10 protein-coding genes (1 of these 10 cut by a window edge) are annotated in these 25,379 nt (G+C 71.8%); all 10 read right to left on the bottom strand.

Annotated features, from left to right (window positions below):
• Positions 1-220 precede the first annotated feature (220 nt).
• Positions 221-1,192, bottom strand: coding sequence for a ParB/RepB/Spo0J family partition protein (locus OG866_RS24100; RefSeq protein WP_329337700.1), 972 nt, complete (start codon positions 1,190-1,192; stop codon positions 221-223).
• A gap of 357 nt (positions 1,193-1,549) precedes the next feature.
• On the bottom strand, positions 1,550-3,661 hold the full coding sequence (locus OG866_RS24095) for an ABC transporter ATP-binding protein (RefSeq protein WP_329337698.1): 2,112 nt from the start codon (positions 3,659-3,661) through the stop codon (positions 1,550-1,552).
• A gap of 46 nt (positions 3,662-3,707) precedes the next feature.
• Positions 3,708-3,932 (bottom strand): MbtH family protein, encoded by a 225-nt coding sequence (locus OG866_RS24090; RefSeq protein ID WP_329337696.1) that lies wholly within the window; start codon positions 3,930-3,932, stop codon positions 3,708-3,710.
• A gap of 298 nt (positions 3,933-4,230) precedes the next feature.
• The gene (locus OG866_RS24085; RefSeq protein ID WP_329337695.1) at positions 4,231-5,490 is read right to left on the bottom strand and encodes an ABC transporter permease; all 1,260 of its coding nucleotides are present in this window, start codon (positions 5,488-5,490) and stop codon (positions 4,231-4,233) included.
• Positions 5,487-6,209, bottom strand: a complete 723-nt coding sequence (locus OG866_RS24080; RefSeq protein ID WP_329337693.1) for an ABC transporter ATP-binding protein — start codon at positions 6,207-6,209, stop codon at positions 5,487-5,489. Before OG866_RS24080 ends, OG866_RS24085 begins: the two co-directional genes overlap by 4 nt.
• The gene (locus tag OG866_RS24075) at positions 6,206-7,525 is read right to left on the bottom strand and encodes a peptidoglycan-binding protein (RefSeq protein WP_329337691.1); all 1,320 of its coding nucleotides are present in this window, start codon (positions 7,523-7,525) and stop codon (positions 6,206-6,208) included. The genes OG866_RS24080 and OG866_RS24075 overlap by 4 nt, the downstream gene beginning before the upstream one ends.
• Entirely contained in the window at positions 7,522-8,082 is a 561-nt protein-coding gene (locus tag OG866_RS24070; protein ID WP_329337690.1) for a hypothetical protein, read from the bottom strand. Before OG866_RS24070 ends, OG866_RS24075 begins: the two co-directional genes overlap by 4 nt.
• An 86-nt stretch (positions 8,083-8,168) precedes the next feature.
• Entirely contained in the window at positions 8,169-8,477 is a 309-nt protein-coding gene (locus OG866_RS24065) for a ferredoxin (RefSeq protein ID WP_329337689.1), read from the bottom strand.
• Positions 8,478-8,482: 5 nt separating this feature from the next.
• Entirely contained in the window at positions 8,483-9,652 is a 1,170-nt protein-coding gene (locus OG866_RS24060) for a cytochrome P450 (RefSeq protein ID WP_329337687.1), read from the bottom strand.
• Between the two features lie 7 nt (positions 9,653-9,659).
• A protein-coding gene (locus OG866_RS24055; RefSeq protein ID WP_329337686.1) for a non-ribosomal peptide synthetase crosses the window boundary here: on the bottom strand, positions 9,660-25,379 show its 3' portion. The gene runs 12,924 nt beyond the window's last position; 15,720 of the gene's 28,644 nt are visible here — the last part of the coding sequence; its start codon lies off the right edge, out of view; its stop codon occupies positions 9,660-9,662.

Raw genomic sequence — 25,379 nt, 5'->3', positions numbered from 1 at the left:
CGGCCACTCGACGCGAGTAATGGGGGCGATTTTCGGACAGCGTTCGGCCGGAATTTCATGGGGAACCCAAAAGGAATACACAGGAATCGCCGATGAATAACGAGCGAAGGATTCACGCCACCTCGTCGCCGGCACCCCCTCGCGACAACGGCGTCCGGGAATCGGAAAACCGTCGCGAAAGCGGCAACTTTCGCGACGGTCGACATTCCGGAGTCCGTTCTCAGCCGATCTGTGCGACGTCGTCCCTGACCCGCTCGGCGAACTCCGACCAGAGGTCGGCGAACTGCCGGGCGAGATCGGCCACTATGTCGCTGCAATGCGGCGGGACGTTGCTGACGATCGCCTCCCACTCCTCCTTGCGCAGCGAGTGCAGAACGAGCAGGCGCAGCAGATTGCGGCCGGTCTCGGTGAAACGCAGTGCCGGGTCGGCCTTCAGCCGCTTGATCAGCACGGCTCGGTCGGGCGCCGACGCCATGTCCGGGCGGGTACGGGGAGCGGGCCGGGCGAGTCGCAGCGCCCCGAACTCCCCGCGGCCGGGCGGCTCCCCGGGTTCGGTCTCCGCCTCCTTGCGCCGGCGCTGCCGGGGCAGCGGGTCCTCGCCGTTGCGCAGCCGGTTGCGCACATCCCGGGCGGTCTCCGGGGATATCCCGGCCGCCCGCGCGACCTGACGCAGCGACAGCTCCGGGTTCTCCGTGAGCAGTTCACCGGCCAGGATGCGGCCGCTACTGCCGTCGACCGGTCGCAGTCTGCCGTCCTGTCCGAGCCGTCGCCCCTCCGGGCCCGGCAGTTGGACGACCCGCTTGCGGATCTCGCCGACGGTCCCGGGGGCGATCCCGGTGACCGAGGCGACCCTGCGGTCGGACCACTGCGGATGGGAGACGACGATGCGCTCGGCGGCCCGCTTGCGGTCGGCGAGCGCCAGCGGCAGACCGTGGTGGACATTGAGTTGGACCGCGAGGACGAAGGCCGCGGCCTCGTCCCCGTCGAAGAACCGGGCGGCGATCGTGCTCTCGCCGCGCAGCCGGGCCGCCTTCAGCCGGTGGTAGCCGTCGATGACCCGCATCGTCGACCGGTGCACCGTGATCGGTGGCAGCGGGTTCTGCGCTGCCGCGAGTACCTGAATGTGCTCCGTTCTCTCCCCCGCCAACCGCGGTGATCCGGACAGGCTCAACGAGCCGATCTCCACCTCCACGACGGGCTGCTGACTTATTGCTCCCTCGGACTCCACCCCAGCTCCTTACATCCCCACGCTGCTGCGAAAGGCGGTTGCCGTCCACGAAGAAGAATTTCTCGTCCGAACACGCTTTCTGCCGAAAATCCATCGCCGGTTGCCAGAATGTGGGGGGAGCGATTTCACAAGGTCGACATTTGCATGCTTCAGATGTGACCGAAATTAACAGCCCGACATCCTGGGCGAAACCCCTGCGGTTCGAGCCGGCCTCCCCCCCTACCTCTAGGGGGTGTGGACAAGGACGGGACGAAGGAGCCGGACGAAGAGGTGCCCGCGACGCTGTGGGAGCGTCGCGGGCACCGGTCTCGCGGGCCGTACTCATTGGGGTCGGGGGCCTCCCGGTCCGCCGGGCCCCTGGGGGCCGGGGCCGAAGACGATCGGCCGCGGTCCGGGTCCCGGGCCGGGTCCCGGCATCCCCGGCCCACCGGGCCCACCAGGCCCTTCGGGGCCACCGGGGCCGAAGAACACCGGCCCCCCGTGGCCGTGGCCCACCGGCTCCGGCACTCGCTGCTGCGGCATCTCCTCGACCTCGGCCGGCTCCTCGTCGGCGAGGGCCGGCGCGGCGAACTGCGTGCGGTACAGCTCGGCGTAGAGCCCGCCGAGCGCCAGCAGTTGGTCATGGGTACCGCGCTCCGCGATCCGCCCCTGGTCCAGGACGATGATCTGGTCCGCGTCCCGGATGGTGGACAGCCGGTGCGCGATGACCAGCGAGGTGCGGCCCGCGAGCGCGGTCTTCAGGGCCAGTTGCAGGGCGGCCTCGGACTCGGAGTCGAGATGCGCGGTCGCCTCGTCGAGCACCACCACCGGCGGGGCCTTGAGCAGCAGCCGGGCCATGGCGATGCGCTGCTTCTCGCCGCCGGAGAGCCGGTAGCCGCGGTCACCGACCATGGTGTCCAGGCCGTCGGGCAGGGAGGCGACGAGCCGCCAGATCTGGGCGGCCCGGCAGGCCGCGACCAGTTCCTCCTCGGTGGCGTCCGGGCGGGCGTAGAGGAGGTTCTCCCGGATGGTGGTGTGCAGCAGATGCCCGTCCTGGGTGACCATGCCGACCGTGTCGCTCAGCGACTGCAACGTCAGGTCGCGCACATCGCGGCCGTCGATGAGGACGGTGCCCTCCTCCGGGTCGTACAGCCGCGGCACCAGATGGGTGACCGTGGTCTTGCCCGCCCCGGACGGGCCGACCAGCGCGGTGAGCTTGCCGGCCGGCACGGTGAAGCTGAGGTCGCGCAGCGCCCAGGTGTCGCCCTCGCGCTCGGGCGTCGGCGTGGCGAAGTCCTCCAGCGAGGCCAGCGAGACGTCGGCGGGCCGCGGGTGCCGGAACGACACCCCGCGGAACTCGACGCCGGGGGCCGTGTCGCGGGACGCGGCGGGCGGCAGCGCCACCGCGTCGGGCTTCTCGGTGACCAGCGGCTTCAGGTCGAGGATCTCGAAGAGCCGGTCGAAGCTGACGAGCGCCGTCATCGCGTCGGCCTGGGCGTTGGACAGCTGCCCCACCGGCGCCATCAGCCGGGTGAGCAGCGTGGCGAGGGCGACCAGGGTGCCGACCTCGAAGACGCCGTTCACCGAGAGCGTCCCGCCGACGCCGTAGACCACGGCGGTGGCGATCGAGCCGATGAACATGCTCGACAGGAAGAGCAGCTTCATCGACACCGAGTTACGCACCCCGATGTCCCGGCCGCGGGCGGCGAGCCGCGCATACCCGGCGGTCTCCCGGTCCGGGCGGCCGTAGAGCTTGGCGAGGAGAGCGCCGGCGACGTTGAACCGCTCGTGCATGAGCGAGCCCATCTCGGCGTTGACCTGCATGTGCCGCCGGGCCAGGCCCTGGAGCCGACGGCCGACGAGCCGGCCGGGGAGGATGAAGAACGGGACCAGTGCCAGGGAGATCAGGGTGATCGTCCAGGACAGGTAGAACATCGTGCCGAGCACGAACAGGACGGTCAGCGCGGCGGAGACCACCGTGGAGAGCATCTGGGTGACCGCCTGCTGGGCGCCGATCACATCGGTGTTCAGCCGGCTCACCAGCGCGCCGGTCTGGGCGCGGGTGAAGAAGGCGAGCGACTGGCGCTGCACATGGTCGAAGACCTGCACCCGCAGGTCGTAGACCAGGCCCTCACTGACCTTGGCGGAGAACCAGCTCTCCCCGAACCCCACCAGCGCGGCCAGCACGGAGACCGCGGCGGCCGCGCCCGCGAGCCAGGCCACGGTCCGGTTGTCGCCGGCCATGATGCCGTCGTCGATCAGGTACTTCAGGAGCAGGGGCGGGGCCACCGCGCACAGGGCGTTCAGCGTGGTGCAGACCACGAGAAAGCCGATGGAGCGGCGGTGCCCGCGGGTGTACGGGATGATTCTCTTCGTCGTTCCGGGCTTCGCCCGCTGGGTGTTGTTCGAGGAATCCGGTCCGTCGGACCGGATCATGACGGGTCCGCCCATCATGGCCACAGGTACTCCCTGGGTAGCGTCGCTGCGGTCGGGCGGGCCACTAGCGGGCCGCCTCGGTCTCCTTCATCGCGTCGATGAGGCTCTGCGGACGGAGATCCGTCCAGCTCTCCTCCACATAGGCGAGGCATTCCTTGCGCGAGGCCTCTCCGAAAACGAGCCGCCAGCCATTCGGAATTTCAGCGAATGCAGGCCACAACGAGTGCTGATTCTCCCTGTTCACGAGCACCAGAAAGGCCCCGTCTTCATCATCGAACGGGTTTGCCATAGCCACTCCCGCGGATCGAATTAATTCCTTGTCGGATAGGAAAACCTTAGCCCGAGCCATTGGGCCGAACAAGGTTCACCAATTCGGGGAACAATCCGCGGCAATAGATATTCACTTTTCTGGAGGGCGGGGCGGAGCCGGACCACAGTCTGACCTGCGGGCGTCCGGCGCGACAGGGTCGTCCAACCGGCCGACCCGGGCAGTTGGACACCGGACGACCGGGGTGCGGCGCCCCCGCCGGCGGGGGATGGCGACGAAGGCGCCGCGGTCCGGAATGTCAAGCCACCGTCCAGGGCGGCTAGTTGGTCGCGAGGGCCTCCGTCGGAGGGAGCCGGGCCGCTCGGACCGCGGGGTAGAAGCCGGCCAGCCCGCCGATGGCGAGCGTGGCGGCCAGTCCCCCGGCCATCGCCCACAGCGGCACCAGGGCGGCCCAGCCCTGGTAGGCGGCGTAGCCGTCGGTCACCCCGATGCCAAGGAGCACACCGCCCACACCACCGAGCCCGGACAGCAGCAGCGCCTCGGCGAGGAACTGGATCCTGATCTGGCCCCGGGTCGCACCGAGCGAGCGGCGCAGTCCGATCTCCGAGCGGCGTTCCAGCACCGAGATGACCATCGTGTTGGCCACCCCGACCCCGCCGACCAGCAGCGCGACCCCGCCGAGGCCGAGCAGCAGCCCGCTCAGCGACTTGTCCGCGGCGTGCTTGGCGGCCAGCGCGTCGGAGGGGCGGGAGACATTGACCTCGTTGGGGTCCTCCGGGGAGACCGTCGGGCCCAGCACGCTGTGCACCTTCTCGACGTCCTCGTCCTTCGCCCGCGTGTAGACGGTCGTCGGATAGCCGTCGAAGGACAGTTCCTTCTCCGCCACCGTCCAGCCCACGAAAGCCTGGGTGTCAAGGGCGGGCAGCAGTTCGTTGGGGGCCAGCAGACCGACCACGGTGAACCAGCGGTTGCCGAGCCACACCTGGACATCCGTCCCGGCCCGGTGGATGCCGAGGCTCCGCGCGGTCTCCGCGCCCAGCACCACGGCGGGGTAGCGGCTGTTGGCCTCGTTGAGCCAGCGGCCGTCGACGATCTTCCCGCCGATGGAACGCAGCAGGTCGGTACGGGCCGCGCTGACCGTCAGACCGCCCGACTCCACCGCCGGCACCCGGTCGTTGCGGTAGAGCTTCGCGTCCGTGGTGCCCGTCGCGGAGGCCGAGATCACCTCGGGCCGGTTCGTGATCATGGCGACGGCGTCGTCGGACAGATGGGCGTTGTCGCCCGTCATGGTGGTGCCCGGGGCGACCGTGAGCAGATTGGTGCCGAGGGCCGCCAACTGCTTGTTCAGATCGTTCGTCGACGAGGTGGAGATACCCACCACGCCGATCATCGCCGCGATCCCGATCGCGATACCGAGGGCGGACAGGAAGACCCGCATGGGCCGCGACCGCAGACCCCAGCCGCCCACCCGGGCCACGTCCGACAGGCTCAGCCGGGCCGCCCGGGGACGCGGCGGCGGGGGCAGATCGGCCCAGGGCCGCTGCCGTTCGGCCGGCAGCGCCGAATACGCCGTACTCATCGCTCCACCCCCGTGTGCGCCAGGGCCCGGGGCCCCGGTGATCCCGAGTCGTGCTCGATCCGGCCGTCCCGCACCCTGACCTCGCGCGGCAGGGACCCCGCGATGTCCCGGTCGTGGGTGATGACGACGACCGTCGTCCCGGCCTCGTGCAGCTCGTGGAGCAGCTCCATCACCACCGTCCCCGAGCGGGAGTCCAGCGCGCCGGTCGGCTCGTCGGCCAGCAGCAGCGGCGGATCGCCGACCACCGCGCGGGCGATCGCCACCCGCTGCTTCTCACCGCCGGACAGCTGCTGCGGCTCGTGGTCGAGCCGGTGCCCCAGGCCCACCCTGCGCAGCGCCACCTCGGCGAGCCGGCGCCGCTCACGGCGCGGCCGTCCGCTGTACAGCAGACCGTCCGCCACGCTGTCCAGCGCGGGCACCCCGGCGGCGAGATGGAACTGCTGGAAGACGAAGCCGATAGTGCCGGCCCGCAGCGCCGACAGCTCACGGTCGTTGAGGGAGTCCACCGGGTGCCCGGCGATCGCCACCGTCCCCGAGGTGGGCCGGTCCAGGGTGCCCATGATGTTGAGCATGGTGGACTTGCCCGAGCCCGAGGGGCCGACGACCGCGAGCATCTCGCCGCGGTGGACCACCAGGTCCGCCTCGACCAGGGCGGCCACGTCCCCGTACGACTTGCCGACCCCGGCCAGCTCGATCACCGGGTGGGCGGTGACGGTCACTTCGGGACCCCCACGACCGTGCCCTCGGTGATGCCGGTGCCGGAGACCTCGACCATGCCGTTGCCGAACGTGCCGAGCTGCACCTTGCGGTACTCCGACGTCGACCCGGTCACCACCTCGACCGCGTAGCCGCCGCCCGGCAGCGCGAACAGGGCGCTGATCGGCACCGCCAGCACGTTCGCGCGGGTCTCCGCCGCGAACTCGACGCTGACGGAGGCGGCCTGGTAGGCGCCGAGCTTCTTGGCGTCCTCGACCTTCAGCTCGACCGGAACGGTCGCGTTCGAGGAGCCCGAGTCCGAGGAGTTCTGCTGGTCCTGGCCGGAGCCCGCGGAGTCGCCGGACGAGGTCGGCGTGCCGATGTCCGTCACCACGGCGGTCACCGTGGTGTTGTCCGGCAGCGTGACGGTCGACTTCCCGCCCTTCTTCGCCAGGTCCGCGTACTGCACGGGAAGGTCCACGGAGATGACCCGGTCGGTGCCCGTCCAGGTGAGCACGTCACCGGTGAGGCTGTCGCCGACCGCGAGCTCCGCCTTGGCGACCCGCCGCGCGCCGGACGCCACCACCGCGTCGCCGGCCGTCACCTGCCCGGTCTCCGCACGGCCCAGGTCGTCCTGCCACTCCTCGACGGCGTCGGCCGTGTCCGAGGTGTAGTCGTCGTCCACCGTGAAGCCGCCGTAGCCGAGCGCCTTCAGGTTCTTCTCCAGCATCTTGACGTCGCTACCGCTGACGCCCGGCTTCAGCGTCCGGTACAGCGGCACCGAGCCGTAAAGCAGCGGTACGGACTGCTGGTTGACCTTGTAGACCGGCTTGCCGCGGGTGATCGTGTCGCCGTCCGAGGGCATCCAGGTGACGATCCCGGCGCCCGCCCCGCCACCGCCCTGCGCCTGCCCGGACTGCGCCGAGCCGGACGCGGCCGGGGCCTGCACGGCCACCGTGTCGCCGTACCCGAGCTGACCGTCCAGCGCCTGCGAGCTGGTCAGCGTCGTCCGCTTGACCTGGGTCGTGGCGGGCGGCCCGGACGGCGCCTTCGCCTCGGGGTCGTCGTCCCCGCCGCCGAACACCCCGAGGGCGGCACCGGCCGCGACCGCGGCGACCACCACCACACACGCGGTGACCAGGACGACGCGCATCCCGCGGCGGCGACGGCGGGGCCGGTCCACCGGCTCCGGGTCCCCGGCGGCGCCGCTCCCGTCGAAGGAGGGGACGGCCTCGGGCCGCAGCTCCAGCTCCCCGCCCTCGACGCCCGGCGCTTCCGCGGGGGCCGGCGCTTCCTGGGCGACCGTCCGCGCGACGGTCCCCTCCTCCTGACTGGTCACTGCTGCGGCCCTCCCATGAAGGCGAGGGTGCCGCCGGGCCGGATGCTGTAGCAGGCCTCCGCGGCCTTGGAGAACTTGGGATCGTCCCGCCCGGACAGGCCGGCCGCGTTGGCGTCGATGACGATCGTGTTCCCGTTCACCTGCGGGTCCGAGAAGCCCGGCACGCCGTTCTCACGGATGCACTTCGCCCAGGCCGCGACCTTCGTCGCGTCGAAGGCGCGGCTGCCGGCGGCGTCACCGGTGTCGCCCTGGTACAGCAGGCTCTGGCAGGCGGACTGGGCCGACTTGAAGGTCGGCGAGTTCTGGTCGACGCCCTGCGGGATGACGAGCTTCACGCCGCCCCCGCTGTCCTTCTCCGGGTCGGGGAACTCCGAGACACCGTGCTCGCGCATGCACTTCGCGTAGGCCACGCCCGCGCTGTCGGTGCCGCCCGCGGCGGCGGAGGAGTTCGAGCCGCCCTCGCTGGTCACGTTCGCGTCCTTGTCGCCCGACGAACAGCCGGCGAGAAGTACTCCCGCTGTCGCCACGGACAGCACCGCCAGGAGGGGCCCGGTCACGCGCTTCTGATGGTTATTCGGCATACCAGAAGTTCTACGGGGCGCCCGGTCACACCAGGGTTGCAACGGGCGCCCCGCGGGACCGTTCAGTCAGAGCGGTCCCACCCGGCACTTGCCTGACCGTCGCAGGCGCCTTCCGGTCCGTCGGCCGGCACCAGCACGATGGCGCGGGCGGGACAGCGGGACGCGGCCGTGCGCAGCGCGGGCAGCGCCTCCGGGCCCGCCTCACGCACCCGCGGCACCACCAGGCCGTCCTCCTCCGACTGGTCGAAGAAGTCCGGCTCGAACAGCGCGCAGGCGCCCGAGCCCACACAGCTGTCCCGGTCCACCCGGATCTCCACCCGGGCCGCGACTGTGGTGTCCGTGCTGTCTGCTGTGTCCGCCGTGTCAGCCACCGGCCTCACCACAGGACCGGCAGCGTCTCTACACCGAACTGCGGTGCCAGCGACCGGAACCGCAGCTCCTCCACGCCGGTGCCCAGCCGCAGCCCGGGGAACCGCTCCAGCAGCCCCGCCAGCGCGATGCGCAGCTGAAGCCGCGCCAGCGCCGCACCCAGGCAGAAGTGCACGCCGAAGCCCAGCGCCAGGTGGTTGGCGGGCTCCCGGGCGATGTCCAGCCGGTCCGCGGTGCCGTCGTCGCCGCCGTAGGGGCAGCGGTTCGCGGCGAACACCGAGCACGACACCACCTCACCGGCCTTGATCAGCTCACCGCCGATCTCCACGTCCACCAGCGCGGTACGCGGTGACACGGACGCCACCACCGACACATAGCGCAGCAGCTCCTCCACCGCCCGGTCCATCAGCTCGGGCCGCTCCCGCAGCAGGGCCAGCTGGTCGGGACGGCACAGCAGCGCCAGGACGCCGAGGCCGATGGTCTCCGCCGTGTTCTCGATCGAGCCGTTGGCGACGCTCTCGCAGATGCCGGCCACCTCCTCGTCCGACACCGCGTCCCCGTGCTCGCGGATCAGCATCCCGGCCAGGCCCTCGCCCGGATCGCGGCGCTGGGCCGCGGCCAGTTTCCGGAAGTGCCCCACGTACTCCGACGTCGCCGGGTGCCGGCGCGGGCTGTGCCCGGACGCCCGGTGGTCGCCGAGCCGGGACAGCTCGGACAGGTCGTCGCGGGGCAGGCCGATCAGCTCGGCGAGGATCAGGCCCGACACCGGCCGGGCGAAGTACCGCATCAGGTCGGCGGGGCGGCCGGCCCGCTCCAGCACCTCCAGCCGCTGGTCCACGATCCGCGCCATCATCGGCTCCAGCGCCTTCATCTGCCGCACCGTGAACATCGGCGCCACCAGCCGCCGCAGCCGGCTGTGCTCGGCCCCGTCGGTCTGGAGCAGACTCCCCGGGTGCGGATCGGGCTTGCGGCCGTCCGGCTCGGGCGGCGGCATGCTGGAGAACCGTTCGGCGTCGGCGAGGATCTGCCGCACCACCTCGCGATCGGTCACGATCCAGTGGGGCATCCCGCCCGGGGGCCGGAACAGCGGCGCCCGCGCGTTGAGTGCCAGGAGCTCCGGCACCGGGTCCAGGACGTTCCGGCGCTTGTCGACCGGAAGCTCGAACGACTGAGTCATGCGAGTCCTACCTTTCTGACACGGGCTTGTGGTCTGCCGTGGGTCCGGGTGTCACCAGGCGCCGGGCGACCTCCCGGCCGATGGCCTCGGCGTGCGTGCCCCGGAGCATCCCGACGTGGTCGGCGGCGATCTCGAACCCCTCGATGGGCGCGGCGATGTACTGCTCCCAGGTGGTGCGTGCCGCCGCGAGCGACAGCTGGGCCAGGTCGCCCTCGGTGGCCAGGAACAGCAGCGCGCCACCGCCGAACCGCCGGGGCGTGTGCCCCTGCGCCAGCCGGATCATGTGCTCCTTCGTCTCCTCCACGTTGACGGTGAACGAGTCGGCCGGCGGGCTCGCCGCCCCCGGCCCGTCGAGCAGGGCCCGCCCCTCCTGGTCCGCCGCGCCGTCGATCCGGACGTGTGTCCCGTCCACACCGCCACCGCCACCGCTGCCGCCGGCATAGCCATCGCCGCCGTCGCCGTCGCCGTCCTGCCGGGGACCGTCCTCGTCGATCCGGTGGTGTCCGCCGGGGAACCCGTCCAGCAGCGCCAGCAGCGTGACCTCCTCGCCCCGCTCCTCCAGCTCCGCGGCGATGGCCTGGGCCAGCACCGCGCCGAAGGACCAGCCGAGCAGCTGGTACGGCCCCTCGGGCTGCACCGAGCGGATCCGGTCGACGTAGTCGGCCACCAGCTCCGGCACGCTGCCCGGCATCGCCCTGCGGTCGGTGAACCCGGGCGCCTGAAGGCCGTAGACCGGCAGATCCTGCGGAAGGTGGCGCAGCAGCGCGGCGTAGGACCAGGCCAGCCCCGTGCTGTGGTGCAGACAGAACAGAGGAGTACGAGACCCGCCGCTCTGCAACGACAGCAGCGCGTCGAGGTCGTCCCGCCGCCGCCCGGCCCGCCGCGGCGCCGTCAGACCGGCACCGGCGGCCAGCGCCGCGCGCGGCTGCACCAGCCCGTCCGAGGTCCAGGCGGCACGCCGCCCGGTGCGCAGCATCAGATCACCGCCGCGCCCGAAGGGATCGGCGACCAGACTTCCCGCGGTGCGGGCCGGCGCCCCGGCATAGCCCCGGGCCAGCGACGGCCCCGCCACATACAGGTCCCCCGCCACCCCGGCCGGCACCGGCCGCAGCCACTCGTCGAGCACATAGGCACGAGCGGTACGGGGGAGGGAGAGCGGGGCCGGGATCAGGACCGGGGTGGGGGCGCGGTGCGGCTGCGCCACCTCCTGGTCGGGATGGGCCGCCCGATGCTCCGACCGCGTCAGCTCAAGGTGCGACCGGGTCGCCTCGCCGTCCGACTGCGGCACGAGCTGGAGACCACCACGTTCGGCCCCCGCCCCACCCTTCAGTCGCTCACCCGCGGGCATCGTGGCGCTCTCCACCGCGACCGTACGTCCCCCGCTCAGCGCGGCCAGCAGACCGATGAGCAGGTCGGTGGACGGTGAGTCGGCGGCCAAGCGGATCGCGGTGGCGGTCGGCTCCGTCGACGGGGAGGACGCCTGGCGGTCGATCACCCGGCCGAGCAGGGACCGGTGGTCCACCAGCTCGCCCACGAGCGTGCCGTCCGGAGACTCCCCGGGAAGCAGCACCGCAGGCTGGGACGGCAGCGGGTCCGGCAGGACGGGGGGACGGCGCAGCCGCCTGCCCCCGGCCCGGATCGCGTCCGCCACCCGCAGGACGGGCACCGTCGCCGCCCCGGAGGCCCTCTCCCCGCCACCGCCCGACGACAGCACGACCGCGGCCACCCGTGCACAGCCCAGCCCGGCAGCCGCCGACAACGCCCCCGCGGGGTCGTCCGCCCGTGCGATCACGCAGGTGGCGCCGGCCCGGAGGGCACCGAGCACGGCGACCGCCCAGTCGGTGCCGGGCCGTACCGCCACCACCACGACGTCGCCCGCACCCACCCCGCGCCGCTCCAGCCAGGCGGCCAGCCACGCGGACGCCCGGTCCAGGGCCCGGCGGCTGAGGGAGCCGTACCGGTCCTGGACGGCCACCGCGCGCGGATCGCGGGCCGCCGCCTCGGCGAACGCCGGCAGCACGGTGCCGTCCGGAACCTTGGCCGCGCCGCGGTTCCAGTCCTCGGTCAGCTGCCGGCGCTCGGACTCGCCGAGCAGGATGTCGATCTGGCTGAGCCTCAGTTCCGGCTCGGCCGCCACCTGCCCGAGGAGACGGAGCAGACGCCGTGTGAGACCGACGGCGGTGGCCCGGTCGAACAGTTCCTCGGCGTAGTCCAGGGTGCCGTCGAGGCCGTCGGGTCCGCCGTCGTCCCGGTGCCGGTCGGTCAGCCGTACCGTCAGATCGAACGCGGACGCCACGGCACCGAGGCCGACGAGCGAGGCGTCGAGGCCCGGGACCGCGGGCACGTCCCACTTCGCCGCGGTGTCGTCCCGGACGTCCAGGGCGACCTGGACGAGCGGATGCGGGTCACCCGGTGCCGCGTCCGCGACCCCGAGCGCCTCGGCGATCCGCGCGAACGGAACGTCCCCGGACCGCTCCGCCTCCTCGGTGGTCTCCCGGACCCGGCCGAGCATCTCCCGGAACGTCGGGTCGCCCGAGACATCGGTGCGCAGCGGCAGCAGCCCGGCGAACGGGCCCACCACGGCTTCCAGTTCACCCTCGCCGGTCGGCCGCGGTGCCACCGCGCCCAGCACCAGATCGGTGCCGGCTCCCATCCGGGCGAGCAGCATCGCCAGCCCGGCGTGCACGACGGCGACCGAGGTCACACCGAGCGGCTGGGCCGTCTCCATCAGCCGGACATGCACCGGGGCCGGTACGCGCAGCGGCACCGCCCCGGTCCGCCGGCTCGGCCGCTCGGAGCGCGGCCGGTCCACGGGAAGGGTGATCGCGGACGGCGCGTCCGCCAGCACCTCCTTCCAGTACGCGATCTGATCACCGGCAACGCTCTCAACCGAGGCCGCCGCCGACGCCGATGCCGACCCAGACGCAGACGCAGACGCATCCGACTGCGGCTCCGACTCCCACTCCGGCTCCGTGCCCGCCAGCAGCCTGCTCTCCCACACCGCGTAGTCGGCGAACTGAAGCGGCAGGGGTGCCCGCTCCGGCGCCCGGCCCTCCCAGCGCGCGCCGTACGCCACGGACACATCGCGCACGAGGGCGTCCCGGGACGCGTCGTCGCCACCGATCCGATGCAGTACGAGAAGCAGCACATGGTCGGTTTCGGAGAGCTCGAACAGCGTGTGCGCCCAAGGGGTTTCGCGCGCGAGATCGAAGTGCCGGGCGGCACCGGCGGCCAGCACGGCGGGCAGCTCCCGCTCGGTCGCCGTGACGACCGGAAGATCCGGGCGTACGGCGGGGTCGTCGGCGTCCAGGATCCGCTGGACCAGCCCGCCCTCCGGGGTCTCGGCGAACACCGTCCGCAGAATGTCGTGCCGTTCGGCCACGTCCGCCAGCGCCGCCCGCAGCGCGTCACGGTCGAGTTCCCCGCGCAGCCGCAGGGCGACGGACGACTGGAGGGCCCGGGTACCCGGGTCGGCCGCGGCACGCCGCCAGAGGAACCGCTGTCCGGCCGTCGCCGGCGCCTCACCGCCCTCGTGCGCGACCGGGAGCAGCGAGGGACGCGACTTCGTGCCCAGGATGCGCGCCGCGCCGATCGGCGTCGGATCGCCGAAGAACTGCTTCAGGTTCAGCTCGGCACCGGTCTCCGACCGGACCCGGCCCGCGAGATGCATCGCCAGCGCCGAATTGCCGCCCAGATCGAAGAAGTTGCCGTCGGCGGCCACCCGGTCGACGCCCAGTACCGCGGCGAACAGGGTGCACAGCAGCGCCTCGGTGCCGTTCCGGGGAAGAAGACCCGAGCCGTCGCTCTCCGGGTCGGGCACGGGCAGGGCGGCCCGGTCGATCTTGCCGTTGACCGTCAGAGGCAGCGCGTCGAGGACCACGACGGCCGACGGGACCATGTAGTCCGGGAGCCGGGTCGCCGCGAACTCCCGCAGACCGCCGGCCTCCAGGGTCCCGGCCGGGGAGTCGCCCGGAAGGACGTAACCGACGATGCGCGGATGGCCCGGGCGGTCCTCACGGACCATCGCCACGGCCGTCCTCACGTCCGGGTGGGCGGCGAGAACGGCCTCGACCTCGCCGAGCTCGACCCGGAAGCCACGGATCTTGACCTGCTCGTCGGCACGGCCGACGAAGGCCAGCTGACCGTCCACCGTCCAGCGGGCCAGGTCGCCGGTGCGGTACATCCGGCCGCCGTCCTCATCGAACGGGCAGGCGACGAACCGCTCCGCCGTCAGATCGGGACGGTTGATGTAACCGCGCGCCAGACCATCCCCGGCGATGTACAGCTCACCCGTCACCCCGACAGGGACAGGCCGCAGGTTCCCGTCGAGCACATAGGTGCGGACGTTGCCCAGGGGGCGGCCGATCGCCGGTGGGGCGTCCTCACCGGTGATGCCCTCCTCCAGCAACACCGCAGTCGTGATCACGGTCGCCTCGGTCGGCCCGTACGTGTTCCACAGCCGCGCGCCTTCACGCCACTTCGCCGCCAGCCCGGCCTCAAGGCGCTCAGCACCCAGGACCCAGTTCCCGACCCCGGCAACGGCATCCGGCTCCAGCGCACCGAGGAGCGAAGGCACCACACTCGCCGTACTCACCCCGGCCGCCTCGATCATGCGCGCAAGCGCCGCACCGTCCAGCCGCTCATCGGACGAAGCGATCGCCAACGTGCCCCCGCCGGCCAGCGTGACCGCAACATCCAGCACCGCCGCGTCGAAGCTGAAGGACGCGAACTGCAACGCCGTGACGCCAGGTTCAACACCCAGGACGGGACGCATCACCGAGGCAAGGTTGGCCACGGAAGCGTGTGCGACGGCCACACCCTTCGGCCGCCCCGTCGACCCCGACGTATAGATGACGTAGGCCAGTTGATCGCGGCCGACGTCCGGCAGCGTGCCGAACTCGCTCGCCAGCTCGTCGAGCAGGACGGTGTCGACCTCCGCGGACAAGCGGTCGGCGGTCTCGGCCGTCACCAGCACCAACTCGGCGTCACTGTCGGCGACCATGAACACCAGCCGGTCGGACGGGTACTCCGGGTCAAGGGGCACATACGCCCCGCCGGACTTCCACACCGCCAACATCGCCACGACCATCTCGGCACCGCGCGGCAGACACAGCCCCACCCGGGACTCCCGGCCCACCCCACGCGCCACCAGCCCACGCGCCAACGCGTCCGACCGGGCGTCCAGTTCGGCATACGACAGCGCACGCCCCCCGGACCACAGCGCAGCCGCCCCTGGTGCCTCAGCCACCCGCTCCCGGAAGCCCTCCAGCACGGTCGAGGTGTCGGCCTCGATCGCCGTGGCGTTCCACTCCGCCACGACCGCAGCCCGCTCGGACTCCTCCAGCACCTCCACGTCGCTCAGCCGCAGCCGCGGATCGGCCGCGACCTGCTCCAGCACCCGCACCAGCCGCCCGGCCAGCCGAAGAACGGTCTCCTCGTCGAACAGATCGGCCGCGTAGAGGATCCCGCCGCCCATCCCGGCGGGGACGCCCTGCCCGGACCACCGCTCCCCCAGGGAGAACGAGAGGTCGAAGCGCGCCGCGGGGTCCTCAGCCGGCGGGATCTGCTCGACCGCCAGCCCTTCGAGGTCCCACTGCGCCTCGGGCACGTTCTGGAGCGCCAGCATCACCTGGAACAGCGGACTACGGGCCGCCGACCGGGTCGGGTTGAGCTCGTCGACGAGCTTGTCGAACGGCACGTCCTGATACGCGTACGCCGACAGGTCGGTCTCCCGGACACGGGCCAGCAGGTCACCGAAGGTGGGGTCACCGGAGGCGTCGGAGCGCAGGACGAGCGTGTTGACGAAGAACCCCGCCAGCCCCTCCAGCTGCACATCCGAGCGGCCGGCGACCGGCGTACCGACACAGACGTCCTCCCCGGCCCCCATCCGGGCCAGCAGCAGCACCAGCGCGGCATGGACGACCATGAACATCGTCGCCCCGCCCTGCGCCGCCAGCTCCACGAGCCGGGCATGCGTCTCCGCGTCCACCCGGACCGGCACCTGCCCGCTGCGGAACGAGGGCATCGCCGGACGCGGGCGGTCGAAGGGCAGCACCGTCTCCTGCGGGGCCCCCTCCAGCACGCCCCGCCAGTACGCGATCTGGCTCGCCCCCGCACTGTCCGGGTCGTCCAGCTCGCCCAGCGTCTCCCGCTGCCACAGCGCGTAATCCGCGTACTGCACGGGAAGCGGCTCCCACTCCGGGGCCCGACCCGCGAGGCGGGCGCGGTAGGCGGCCTGGAGGTCGTTGGCCAGCACCCCCATCGACCAGCCGTCGGAGGCGATGTGGTGGGCCACCAGAAGCAGGCCCCACTCCGTCTCCGAGATCCTCAGCAGCGAGGCCCGCCAGGGCAGGTCGGCCCGTACGTCGAAGCCGCGCCCGATCTCGTCCTGCATGAGCTCGTGCCACCGCTCACCGGCCTCGACGACTCGCAGCCGTGGCCGCCCCTCGGCGCCCTCGCGGATCTCCTGGTACGGCACGCCTTCCACGTCGGGGAAGACCGTGCGCAGGCTCTCGTGCCGGTCGGCGATGTCCCACAGCGCCGACTGAAGGGCCTCGGTGTCGACGGTGCCGGTCAGCCGCAGGGCGAAGGGGAGGTTGTAGGCGGAAGCCCCCGCCCCGTCGCTGTCGGTCCCCTCGATGCGGTTGAGGAACCACATGCGCTGCTGGGCGAAGGACAGCGGCACCCGCTCGGGCCGCTCCCGCCGCGCCAGCACCACGCCCGCCGACGCCCCGGCGGTCTCGACGAGCCGCGTGACACCGGCCACGGTCGGCTCGGCGAACACCTCACGGACCCCGACGGACACCTCCAGCACCGACCTGATGCGGGCGATCAGCCGCATCACCTTCAGCGAGTCACCGCCCAGCTCGAAGAAGCTCTGCTCCGCCCCGACCGTGTCCGCTTCCAGGTCCAGCACTTCGGCGAACAGGGCCGCGAGCGCCCTCTCGGTCGGGGTCGCCGGCGCACGGCCACCGTCCGCCGCGCGCTCCGGCTCGGGCAGGGCGGCGCGGTCGATCTTGCCGTTCAGGGTCAACGGCAGAGCGTCGAGCAGCACGACGGCGGACGGCACCATGTAGTCCGGCAGCCGGGTGGCGGCGAACTCCCGTACCGCGTCGGCCCGCGGTTCCTGCCCGGACACGGGCAGCACATAGCCGATCAGCCGCTCGTCGCGCACGACCGCTATGGCCGTCTTCACCTCCGGGTGGGCGGCCAGAGCGGCCTCCACCTCGCCGAGTTCGACCCGGAAGCCACGGATCTTGACCTGCTCGTCGGCGCGGCCGACGAACTCCAGTCGTCCGTCGGCCATCCAGCGGGCCAGGTCACCGGTGCGGTACATCCGCCCGCCGTCCTCATCGAACGGGCAGGCGATGAAGCGTTCCGCCGTCAGGTCCGGGCGGTTGACATAGCCCCGGGCCAGACCGTCGCCGGCGATGTACAGCTCGCCGGGCACCCCTACCGGCACGGGCCGCAGATAGGCGTCCAGGACATGGGTCCGGACGTTCTCCAGGGGGCGGCCGATGGGCGGCGGCGCATCCTCGGCGGTGAGGCCCTTCGACAGCAGCGTCGCCGTGGTGATGACGGTGGCCTCGGTCGGACCGTAGGTGTTCCACACCCGGCTCCGCGCCCGCCACTTGGCGGCCAGTCCGGCCTCCAGCCGCTCGGCGCCCAGCACCCAGTTGCCGATCCCGTGGACCGCCTCCGGCTCCAGCACCCCGAGCAGCGACGGGACGACGCTCGCGACCTCGACACCGCAGGTCTCCACCAGGGCGGCCAGGGCAGCGGGGTCCAGCCGCTCCTCCGACGAGGCGATGGCCAACGTGCCGCCCGCGGCCAGCGTCACCGCGACGTCCAGGACGGAGGCGTCGAAGCTGAACGACGCGAACTGCAAGGCCGTCACCCCGGGTTCGACACCCAGCACCGGGCGCATGGCGGTGGCCAGGTTCGCCACCGGGGCGTGCGCGACGGCCACGCCCTTGGGGCGCCCGGTCGACCCCGACGTATAGATGACGTAGGCCAGTTGGCCGGATGCGACCCCGTCCGGCAGAACACCGGCGTCCCTCGCCACCTCACCCAGCAGAACACCTGCGGCTACACGGTCGGCCGTCTCCTCCGAGACCAGCACCAGCTCGGCCCCGCTGTCGGCGACCATGTAGGCCAGCCGGTCGGAGGGGTACTCGGGATCCAGCGGGACGTACGCCCCACCGGCCTTCCACACCCCCAAGATGGCGATGACCATCTCGGCCCCGCGCGGCAGACACAGCCCCACCCGGGACTCCCGGCCCACACCACGCGCCACCAACCCACGCGCCAACGCGTCCGACCGGGCATCCACCTCGGCGTACGTCAGCGAGCGGCCGAGGAAGCGGAGCGCCACCGCCGTCGGTGTCCGTGCGGCCCACTCGCGGAACCGTTCCACGACCGTGGTGACGTCGTCCGCGTCGCGGGCCGTGGCGTTCCACTCCGTCACGACCGTGGTCCGCTCGGCCTCGTCCAGCACCTCGACGGCGCTCAGCCGCAGCTGCGGATCGGCCGCGACCTGCTCCAGCACCCGCGCCAGCCGCCCGGCCAGCCGGCGGACGGTGTCCTCGTCGAACAGGTCGGCCGCGAACAGGATGCCGCCCCGCATACCCTCCGGCTCGCCCTCGGCGGTGTGGAACTCGTTCAGGGCCACCGACAGGTCGAACCGTGCGGCCGGGTCGGACGCGGGCGGTATCTCCTCGACCGCCAGCCCTTCCAGGTCCCACTGCGCCTTGGGCACGTTCTGGAGCGCCAGCATCACCTGGAACAGCGGATTGCGCGCGGCGGAACGCGCCACACCCAACTCGTCGACGAGCCGCTCGAAGGGCACGTCCTGGTTCGCGTACGCCGACAGGTCGGTCTCCCGGACACGCGCCAGCAGGTCACCGAAGGTGGGGTCACCGGAGGCGTCGGAGCGCAGCACGAGCGTGTTGACGAAGAACCCCGCCAACTCCTCCAGCTGTACGTCGGACCGGCCCGCGACCGGCGTACCGACGCAGACATCCTCCCCGGCTCCCATCCGGGCCAGCAGCACCACCAGCGCGGCATGAACGACCATGAACATCGTCGCCCCGCCCTGCGCCGCCAGCTCCGTCAGCCGGGCATGCGTCCCCGCGTCCACCCCGACCGGAACCGACCCGCTGCGGATCGACGGCGCCGCCGGACGCGGACGGTCGAACGGCAGCACCGTCTCCTGCGGCGCGCCCTCCAACACCCGCCGCCAGTAATCCACCTGCCCGGTACCCGTGCCGGGCCCGTTGCCGCTGTCGCGGTCGCCGTCGCTGTCGCCGTCCAAGTCGCCCAGCACCTCCCGCTGCCACAGTGCGTAATCCGCGTACTGCACGGGGAGCGGCTCCCATCCCGGAGCCTCCCCGCCGAGACGAGCGCGATAGGCGCTCTGTAGGTCGCGGGCCAGCACGCCCATCGACCAGGCGTCCGTGGCGATGTGATGAGCCACCAGGAGCAGCACCCACTCCGACCCCGAGACCTTCAACAGCGTGGTACGCCACGGCAGTTCGCCTCGAACGTCGAAGCCGCGCTCGGCCTCGTCCCGCATGGCGTCACGCCAGCGCTCGCCGGTCTCGATCACCTGGAGGCGGGGGCGTCCCTCGGCACCTTCGCGGATGTCCTGATAGGGCACGCCTTCGATGTCCGGGAAGACCGTGCGCAGGGTTTCGTGCCGGTCGGCGATGTCCCCCAGGGCCGACTGCAAGGCCTCGGTGTCGAGGCTTCCGGTCAGGCGGAGAGCGAAGGGCATGTTGTAGGCGGACGCGCTGGTCTCGTCCATACGGTTGAGGAACCACATGCGCTGCTGGGCGAAGGACAGCGGCACCCGGTCGGGGCGTTCCCGACGCGCCAGCACCACACCCGTCGACGCTGTGGTGCTCTCGACCAGCCTTGCGATACCGGCCACGGTCGGATCGGCGAAGACCTCACGGACGCCCACCGACACCTCCAGCACCGAGCGGATGCGGGCGATCAGCCGCATCACCTTCAGAGAATCGCCGCCCAGCTCGAAGAAGCTCTCCTCCGCGCCTATCGCCTCGGCTTCGAGGTCCAGCACCTCGGCGAACAGGGCCGCGATCGCCCTCTCGGTCGGGGTCGCCGGCGCACGACCACCGCTCGCGCCGAGGTCGGGGGCGGGGAGGGCGGCACGGTTGATCTTGCCGTTGGTGGTCAGCGGGAACGCGTCGAGTACGACGACCACCGACGGCACCATGTACTCCGGCAGCCGGGTCGCCGCATGCGCCCGTACGTTCTCGGCGTCCGCGTCTCCGACGACGTACCCGATCAGACGGCCGTCCCGGGCCACGGCCACCGCTCGATCGAGCTGCGGGTGGGCTGCGAGGACGGCTTCGACCTCACCGAGTTCGACTCGGAAGCCGCGGATCTTGACCTGCTCGTCGGCGCGGCCGACGAAGGCCAGCTGACCGTCCGCGGTCCAGCGGGCCAGGTCGCCGGTGCGGTACATCCGGCTGCCGTCCTCGTCGAACGGGCAGGCGATGAAGCGTTCCGCGGTCAGGTCTGGGCGGTTGATGTAGCCGCGCGCCAAGCCGTCTCCGGCGATGTACAGCTCACCTGTGACCCCGACAGGGACCGGGCGCAGGAACGCGTCCAGTACGTAGGTGCGGACATTGCCCAGGGGGCGACCGATCGCCGGTGGGGCGTCCTCGCCGGTGATGCCCTCCTCCAGGAGCACCGCGGTGGTGATCACGGTGGCCTCGGTCGGCCCGTACGTGTTCCAAACCCGCGCTCCCTCGCGCCACTTGGCCGCCAGCCCGGCCTCAAGGCGCTCGGCGCCCAGGACCCAGTTCCTGATCGCGGCTACGGCGTCCGGCTCCAGCGCCCCGAGGAGCGAGGGCACCACACTCGCGACCGTCACGCCGGCGTCCTGAAGCATTCCGGCCAGGGCAGCGGGGTCCAGCCGCTCCTCGGACGAGGCGATCGCCAACGTCCCGCCCGAGGCGAGGGTGACCGCCACATCCAGCACGGCCGCGTCGAAACTGAACGAGGCGAACTGCAACGCCGTGACCCCAGGTTCAACGCCCAGGACGGGACGCATCACAGACGCCAGGTTGGCCACAGAGGCATGCGCGACGGCCACCCCCTTAGGCCGCCCCGTCGACCCCGACGTATAGATGACATAGGCGAGTTGGACGCCGGTGACATCCGGCAGCTCGCTCGCGTCGCCGTCCAGTTCGTCGAGCAGGGCGGTGTCGACCTCCGCGGACAGCCGGTCGGCGGTCTCGGGCGCGATCAGGACGAGTTCGGCGTCGCTGTCGGCGACCATGAACACCAGCCGGTCGGACGGGTACTCCGGGTCAAGGGGCACATACGCCCCGCCGGACTTCCACACCGCCAACATCGCCACGACCATCTCGGCACCGCGCGGCAGGCACAGCCCCACCCGGGACTCCCGGCCCACGCCACGCGCCACCAGCCCACGCGCGAGCGCGTCCGACCGTGCGTCCACCTCGGCATACGACAGCGCCCGGCCCTCGGACCACAGCGCCACCGCCTCCGGCGCCCCGGCCGCACTGATACGGAACCGCTCCAGCACGGTCGCGGTGTCGACCTGCTGATGCGTGGCGTTCCATCCTTCAACGACCGCCGCCCGCTCGGCCTCCTCCAGCACCTCTACGTCGCTCAGCCGCAGCCGCGGATCGGCCGCGACCTGCTCCAACACCCGCACCAGCCGCTCGGCCAGCCGGCGGACGGTCTCCTCGTCGAAGAGATCAGCCGCGTAGAGAATCGCGCCCCGCAGACCGTCGACTGCGCCGCCCTCCGAGCGGAGTTCGCTCAGCGTCAGGGAGAGGTCGAAGCGGGCCGGGGGGTCTTCCGCCGGCGGGATCTGCTCGACCGCCAGCCCTTCGAGGTCCCAGAGGGCCTCGGGCACGTTCTGGAGCGCCAGCATCACCTGGAACAGCGGATTGCGGGCGGCGGAACGGGCCGGGTTGAGCTCGTCGACGAGCCGCTCGAAGGGCACGTCCTGGTTCGCGTACGCCGACAGGTCGGTCTCGCGCACCCTGCGCAGCACCTCGGCGAAGGACGGGTCCCCCGCCAAGTCCGAGCGCAGGACCAGCGTGTTGACGAAGAACCCGGCCAGATCCTCCAGCTGTGCGTCCGAACGCCCGGCAACCGGGGTGCCGACGCTGATGTCCTCCCCCGCCCCCATCCGGGCCAGCAGCACGGCCAGCGCGGCATGGACGACCATGAACATCGTCGCCCCGCCCTGCGCCGCCAACTCCGTCAGCCGGGCATGCGCCCCCGCATCGACGTCCACCGGTACCGACCCACTACGGAACGTCGGCACCGCCGGACGCGGGCGGTCGAAGGGCAGCACCGTCTCCTGGGGAGCGCCCTCCAACTCCCGTCGCCAGTAGGCGACCTGCCCCGCTCCGGCGCTGTCCGGGTCGTCCAGCTCACCCAGTACCTCGCGCTGCCACAACGCGTAATCCGCGTACTGGACGGGGAAGGGCTCCCACCCCGGGGCCTCCCCTGCGAGGCGGGCGCGGTAGGCGCTCTGTAGGTCGCGGGCCAGCACGCCCATCGACCAGGCGTCGGAGGCGATGTGGTGAGCCACCAGGAGCAGGACCCACTCCGACTCCGAGGCCTTCAGCAGCATGGTCCGCCACGGCAGTTCGGCCGCCAGATCGAACCCACGTCCCGCCTCGGCCCGCATGGCGTCACGCCAGCGCTCGCCAGCCTCGATCACCTGGAGGCGGGGGCGTCCTTCGGCACCCTCGCGGATGTCCTGATAGGGCACGCCTTCGATGTCCGGGAAGACCGTGCGCAGGGTTTCGTGCCGGTCGGCGATGTCCCCCAGGGCCGACTGCAAGGCCTCGGTGTCGAGGCTGCCGGTCAGGCGGAGAGCGAAGGGCATGTTGTAGGCGGACGCGCTGGTCTCGTCCATGCGGTTGAGGAACCACATGCGCTGCTGGGCGAAGGACAGCGGTACCCGGTCGGGGCGCTCCCGACGCGCCAGCAGCACACCCGTCGACGCTGTGGTGCTTTCGACCAGCCTTGCGATACCGGCCACGGTCGGATCGGCGAAGACCTCGCGGACGCCGACCGACACCTCCAGCACCGAGCGGATGCGGGCGATCAGCCGCATCACCTTCAGCGAATCGCCGCCCAGCTCGAAGAAGCTCTCCTCCGCGCCTATCGCCTCGGCTTCCAGGTCCAGCACCTCGGCGAACAGGGCCGCAAGCGCCTCCTCGGTCCCAGTGGCCGGCGCACGACCACCGCTCGCGCCGAGGTCGGGGGCGGGCAGGGCGGCACGGTTGATCTTGCCGTTGGCGGTCAGCGGGAACGCGTCGAGTACGACGACCACCGACGGCACCATGTACTCCGGCAACCGGGTCGCCGCATACGCCCGTACGTTCTCGGCGTCCGCGTCTCCGACGACGTACCCGATCAGACGGCCGTCCCGGGCCACGGCCACCGCTCGATCGAGCTGCGGGTGGGCTGCGAGGACGGCCTCGACCTCACCGAGTTCGACCCGGAAGCCACGGATCTTGACCTGCTCGTCGGCACGGCCCACGAACGCCAGCTGACCGTCCACCGTCCAGCGGGCCAGGTCGCCGGTGCGGTACATCCGGCCGCCGTCCTCGTCGAACGGGCAGGCGATGAAGCGTTCCGCCGTCAGGTCCGGGCGGTTGATGTAGCCGCGCGCCAAGCTGTCTCCGGCGATGTACAGCTCACCTGTGACCCCGACAGGGACCGGGCGCAGGAACGCGTCCAGTACGTAGGTGCGGACATTGCCCAGGGGGCGGCCGATCGCCGGCGGGGCGTCCTCGCCGGTGATGCCCTCCTCCAGGAGGACTGCGGTGGTGATGACGGTGGCCTCGGTCGGCCCGTACGTGTTCCAAACCCGCGCGCCTTCACGCCACTTCGCCGCCAGCCCGGCCTCAAGGCGCTCAGCACCCAGGACCCAGTTCCTGATCCCGGACACCGCGTCCGGCTCCAGCGCCCCGAGGAGCGAAGGCACCACACTCGCCGTGCTCACCCCGGCCGCCTCGATCATGCGCGCAAGCGCCGCACCGTCCAGCCGCTCATCGGACGAAGCGATCGCCAACGTGCCCCCGCCGGCCAGCGTGACCGCAACATCCAGCACCGCCGCGTCGAAGCTGAACGAGGCGAACTGCAACGCCGTGACCCCAGGTTCAACACCCAGGACGGGACGCATCACAGACGCCAGGTTGGCCACGGAAGCATGCGCGACGGCCACCCCCTTCGGCCGCCCCGTCGACCCCGACGTATAGATGACATAGGCCAGTTGGTCGCTACCGATCTCCGGCAGGAGACCGGAGTCACTCAGCAACTCATCCAGCAGCACACCTGCGGCTACATGGTCGGCCGTCTCCTCCGAGACCAGCACCAGTTCGGCGTCGCTGTCGGCGACCATGAACGCCAACCGGTCAGACGGGTACTCGGGATCCAGTGGGACGTACGCCCCACCGGCCTTCCACACCCCCAAGATGGCGACGACCATCTCCGCACCACGAGGCAGACACAGCCCCACCCGGGACTCCCGGCCCACACCACGCGCCACCAGCCCACGCGCAAGCGCATCCGACCGGGCATCCAGTTCGGCATACGACACCGCACGCCCCCCGGACGACCACAGCGCAACCGCCCCCGGCTCCCTGGCCACATTGGCGCGGAACCGCTCCACCACCGAACCGGACTCAAGCGGCTCAGCCGTGGCGTTCCACTCCTCGACGACCGACACCCGCTCGGGCTCGTCGAGCAGGTCGAGGTCACTCAGTCGCAGTTCCGGATCACCGGCAACCTGCTCCAGCACCCGCACCAGCCGCCCGGCCAGCCCACGAACCGTCCCCTCATCGAAGAGGTCGGCCGCGTACAGAATCCCGCCACGCAGACCACGAGCGGCGCCGCCCTCCGACCTGCGCTCGCTCAGCGAAAGAGAGAGATCGAAGCGGGCCACGAGGTCGTCCGTCTGCTGGACCTCATCGACCGCCAGCCCCTGCAACTCCCACCTGGCCTCCGGCACGTTCTGGAGCGCCAGCATCACCTGGAACAGCGGATTACGGGCCGCGGAACGGGCCGGGTTCAGCTCATCCACCAGCCGCTCGAACGGCACGTCCTGATGCGCGTACGCCGACAGATCAGATTCCCGGATCCGTGCCAGCAGCTCACCGAACGTGGGGTTCCCCGAAGCATCGGACCGCAGGACCAGCGTGTTGACGAAGAGGCCCGCCAGCTCCTCCAGTTGGGCGTCCGAGCGCCCGGCGACCGGGGTGCCGAGGCACAGGTCCTCGCCTGCCCCCATCCGGGCCAGCAGCACGGCCAGCGCGGCATGGACGACCATGAACATCGTCGCCCCGCCCTGCGCGGCCAGCTCCACCAACCGGGCATGTGTCCCCGCATCCACCTCCATCGGAACCGACCCACTACGGAAGGACGGAACCGCCGGACGCGGACGGTCGAACGGCAGCGCAGTCTCCTGCGGCACCCCCTCCAACGCCCGCCGCCAGAACGCGACCTGACCCGCTCCTGGGCTCGACGGGTCGTCCAGCTCACCGAGTGTCTCCCGCTGCCACAGCGCGTAATCCGCGTACTGCACCGGCAACGGCGTCCATCCCGGAGCCTCCCCGGAGAGCCGAGCACCGTAGGCAACCTGAAGGTCCCCCGCCAGCACACCCATCGACCAGGCATCCGTAGCGATGTGATGAGCGACCAGGAG

It is taken from the genome of Streptomyces sp. NBC_00663, assembly GCF_036226885.1.
In the GTDB taxonomy this organism is placed as follows: domain Bacteria; phylum Actinomycetota; class Actinomycetes; order Streptomycetales; family Streptomycetaceae; genus Streptomyces.
The sequence above is the reverse complement of the archived record's forward strand: the minus strand, read 5'-3'. Positions and strand labels throughout refer to the sequence as shown.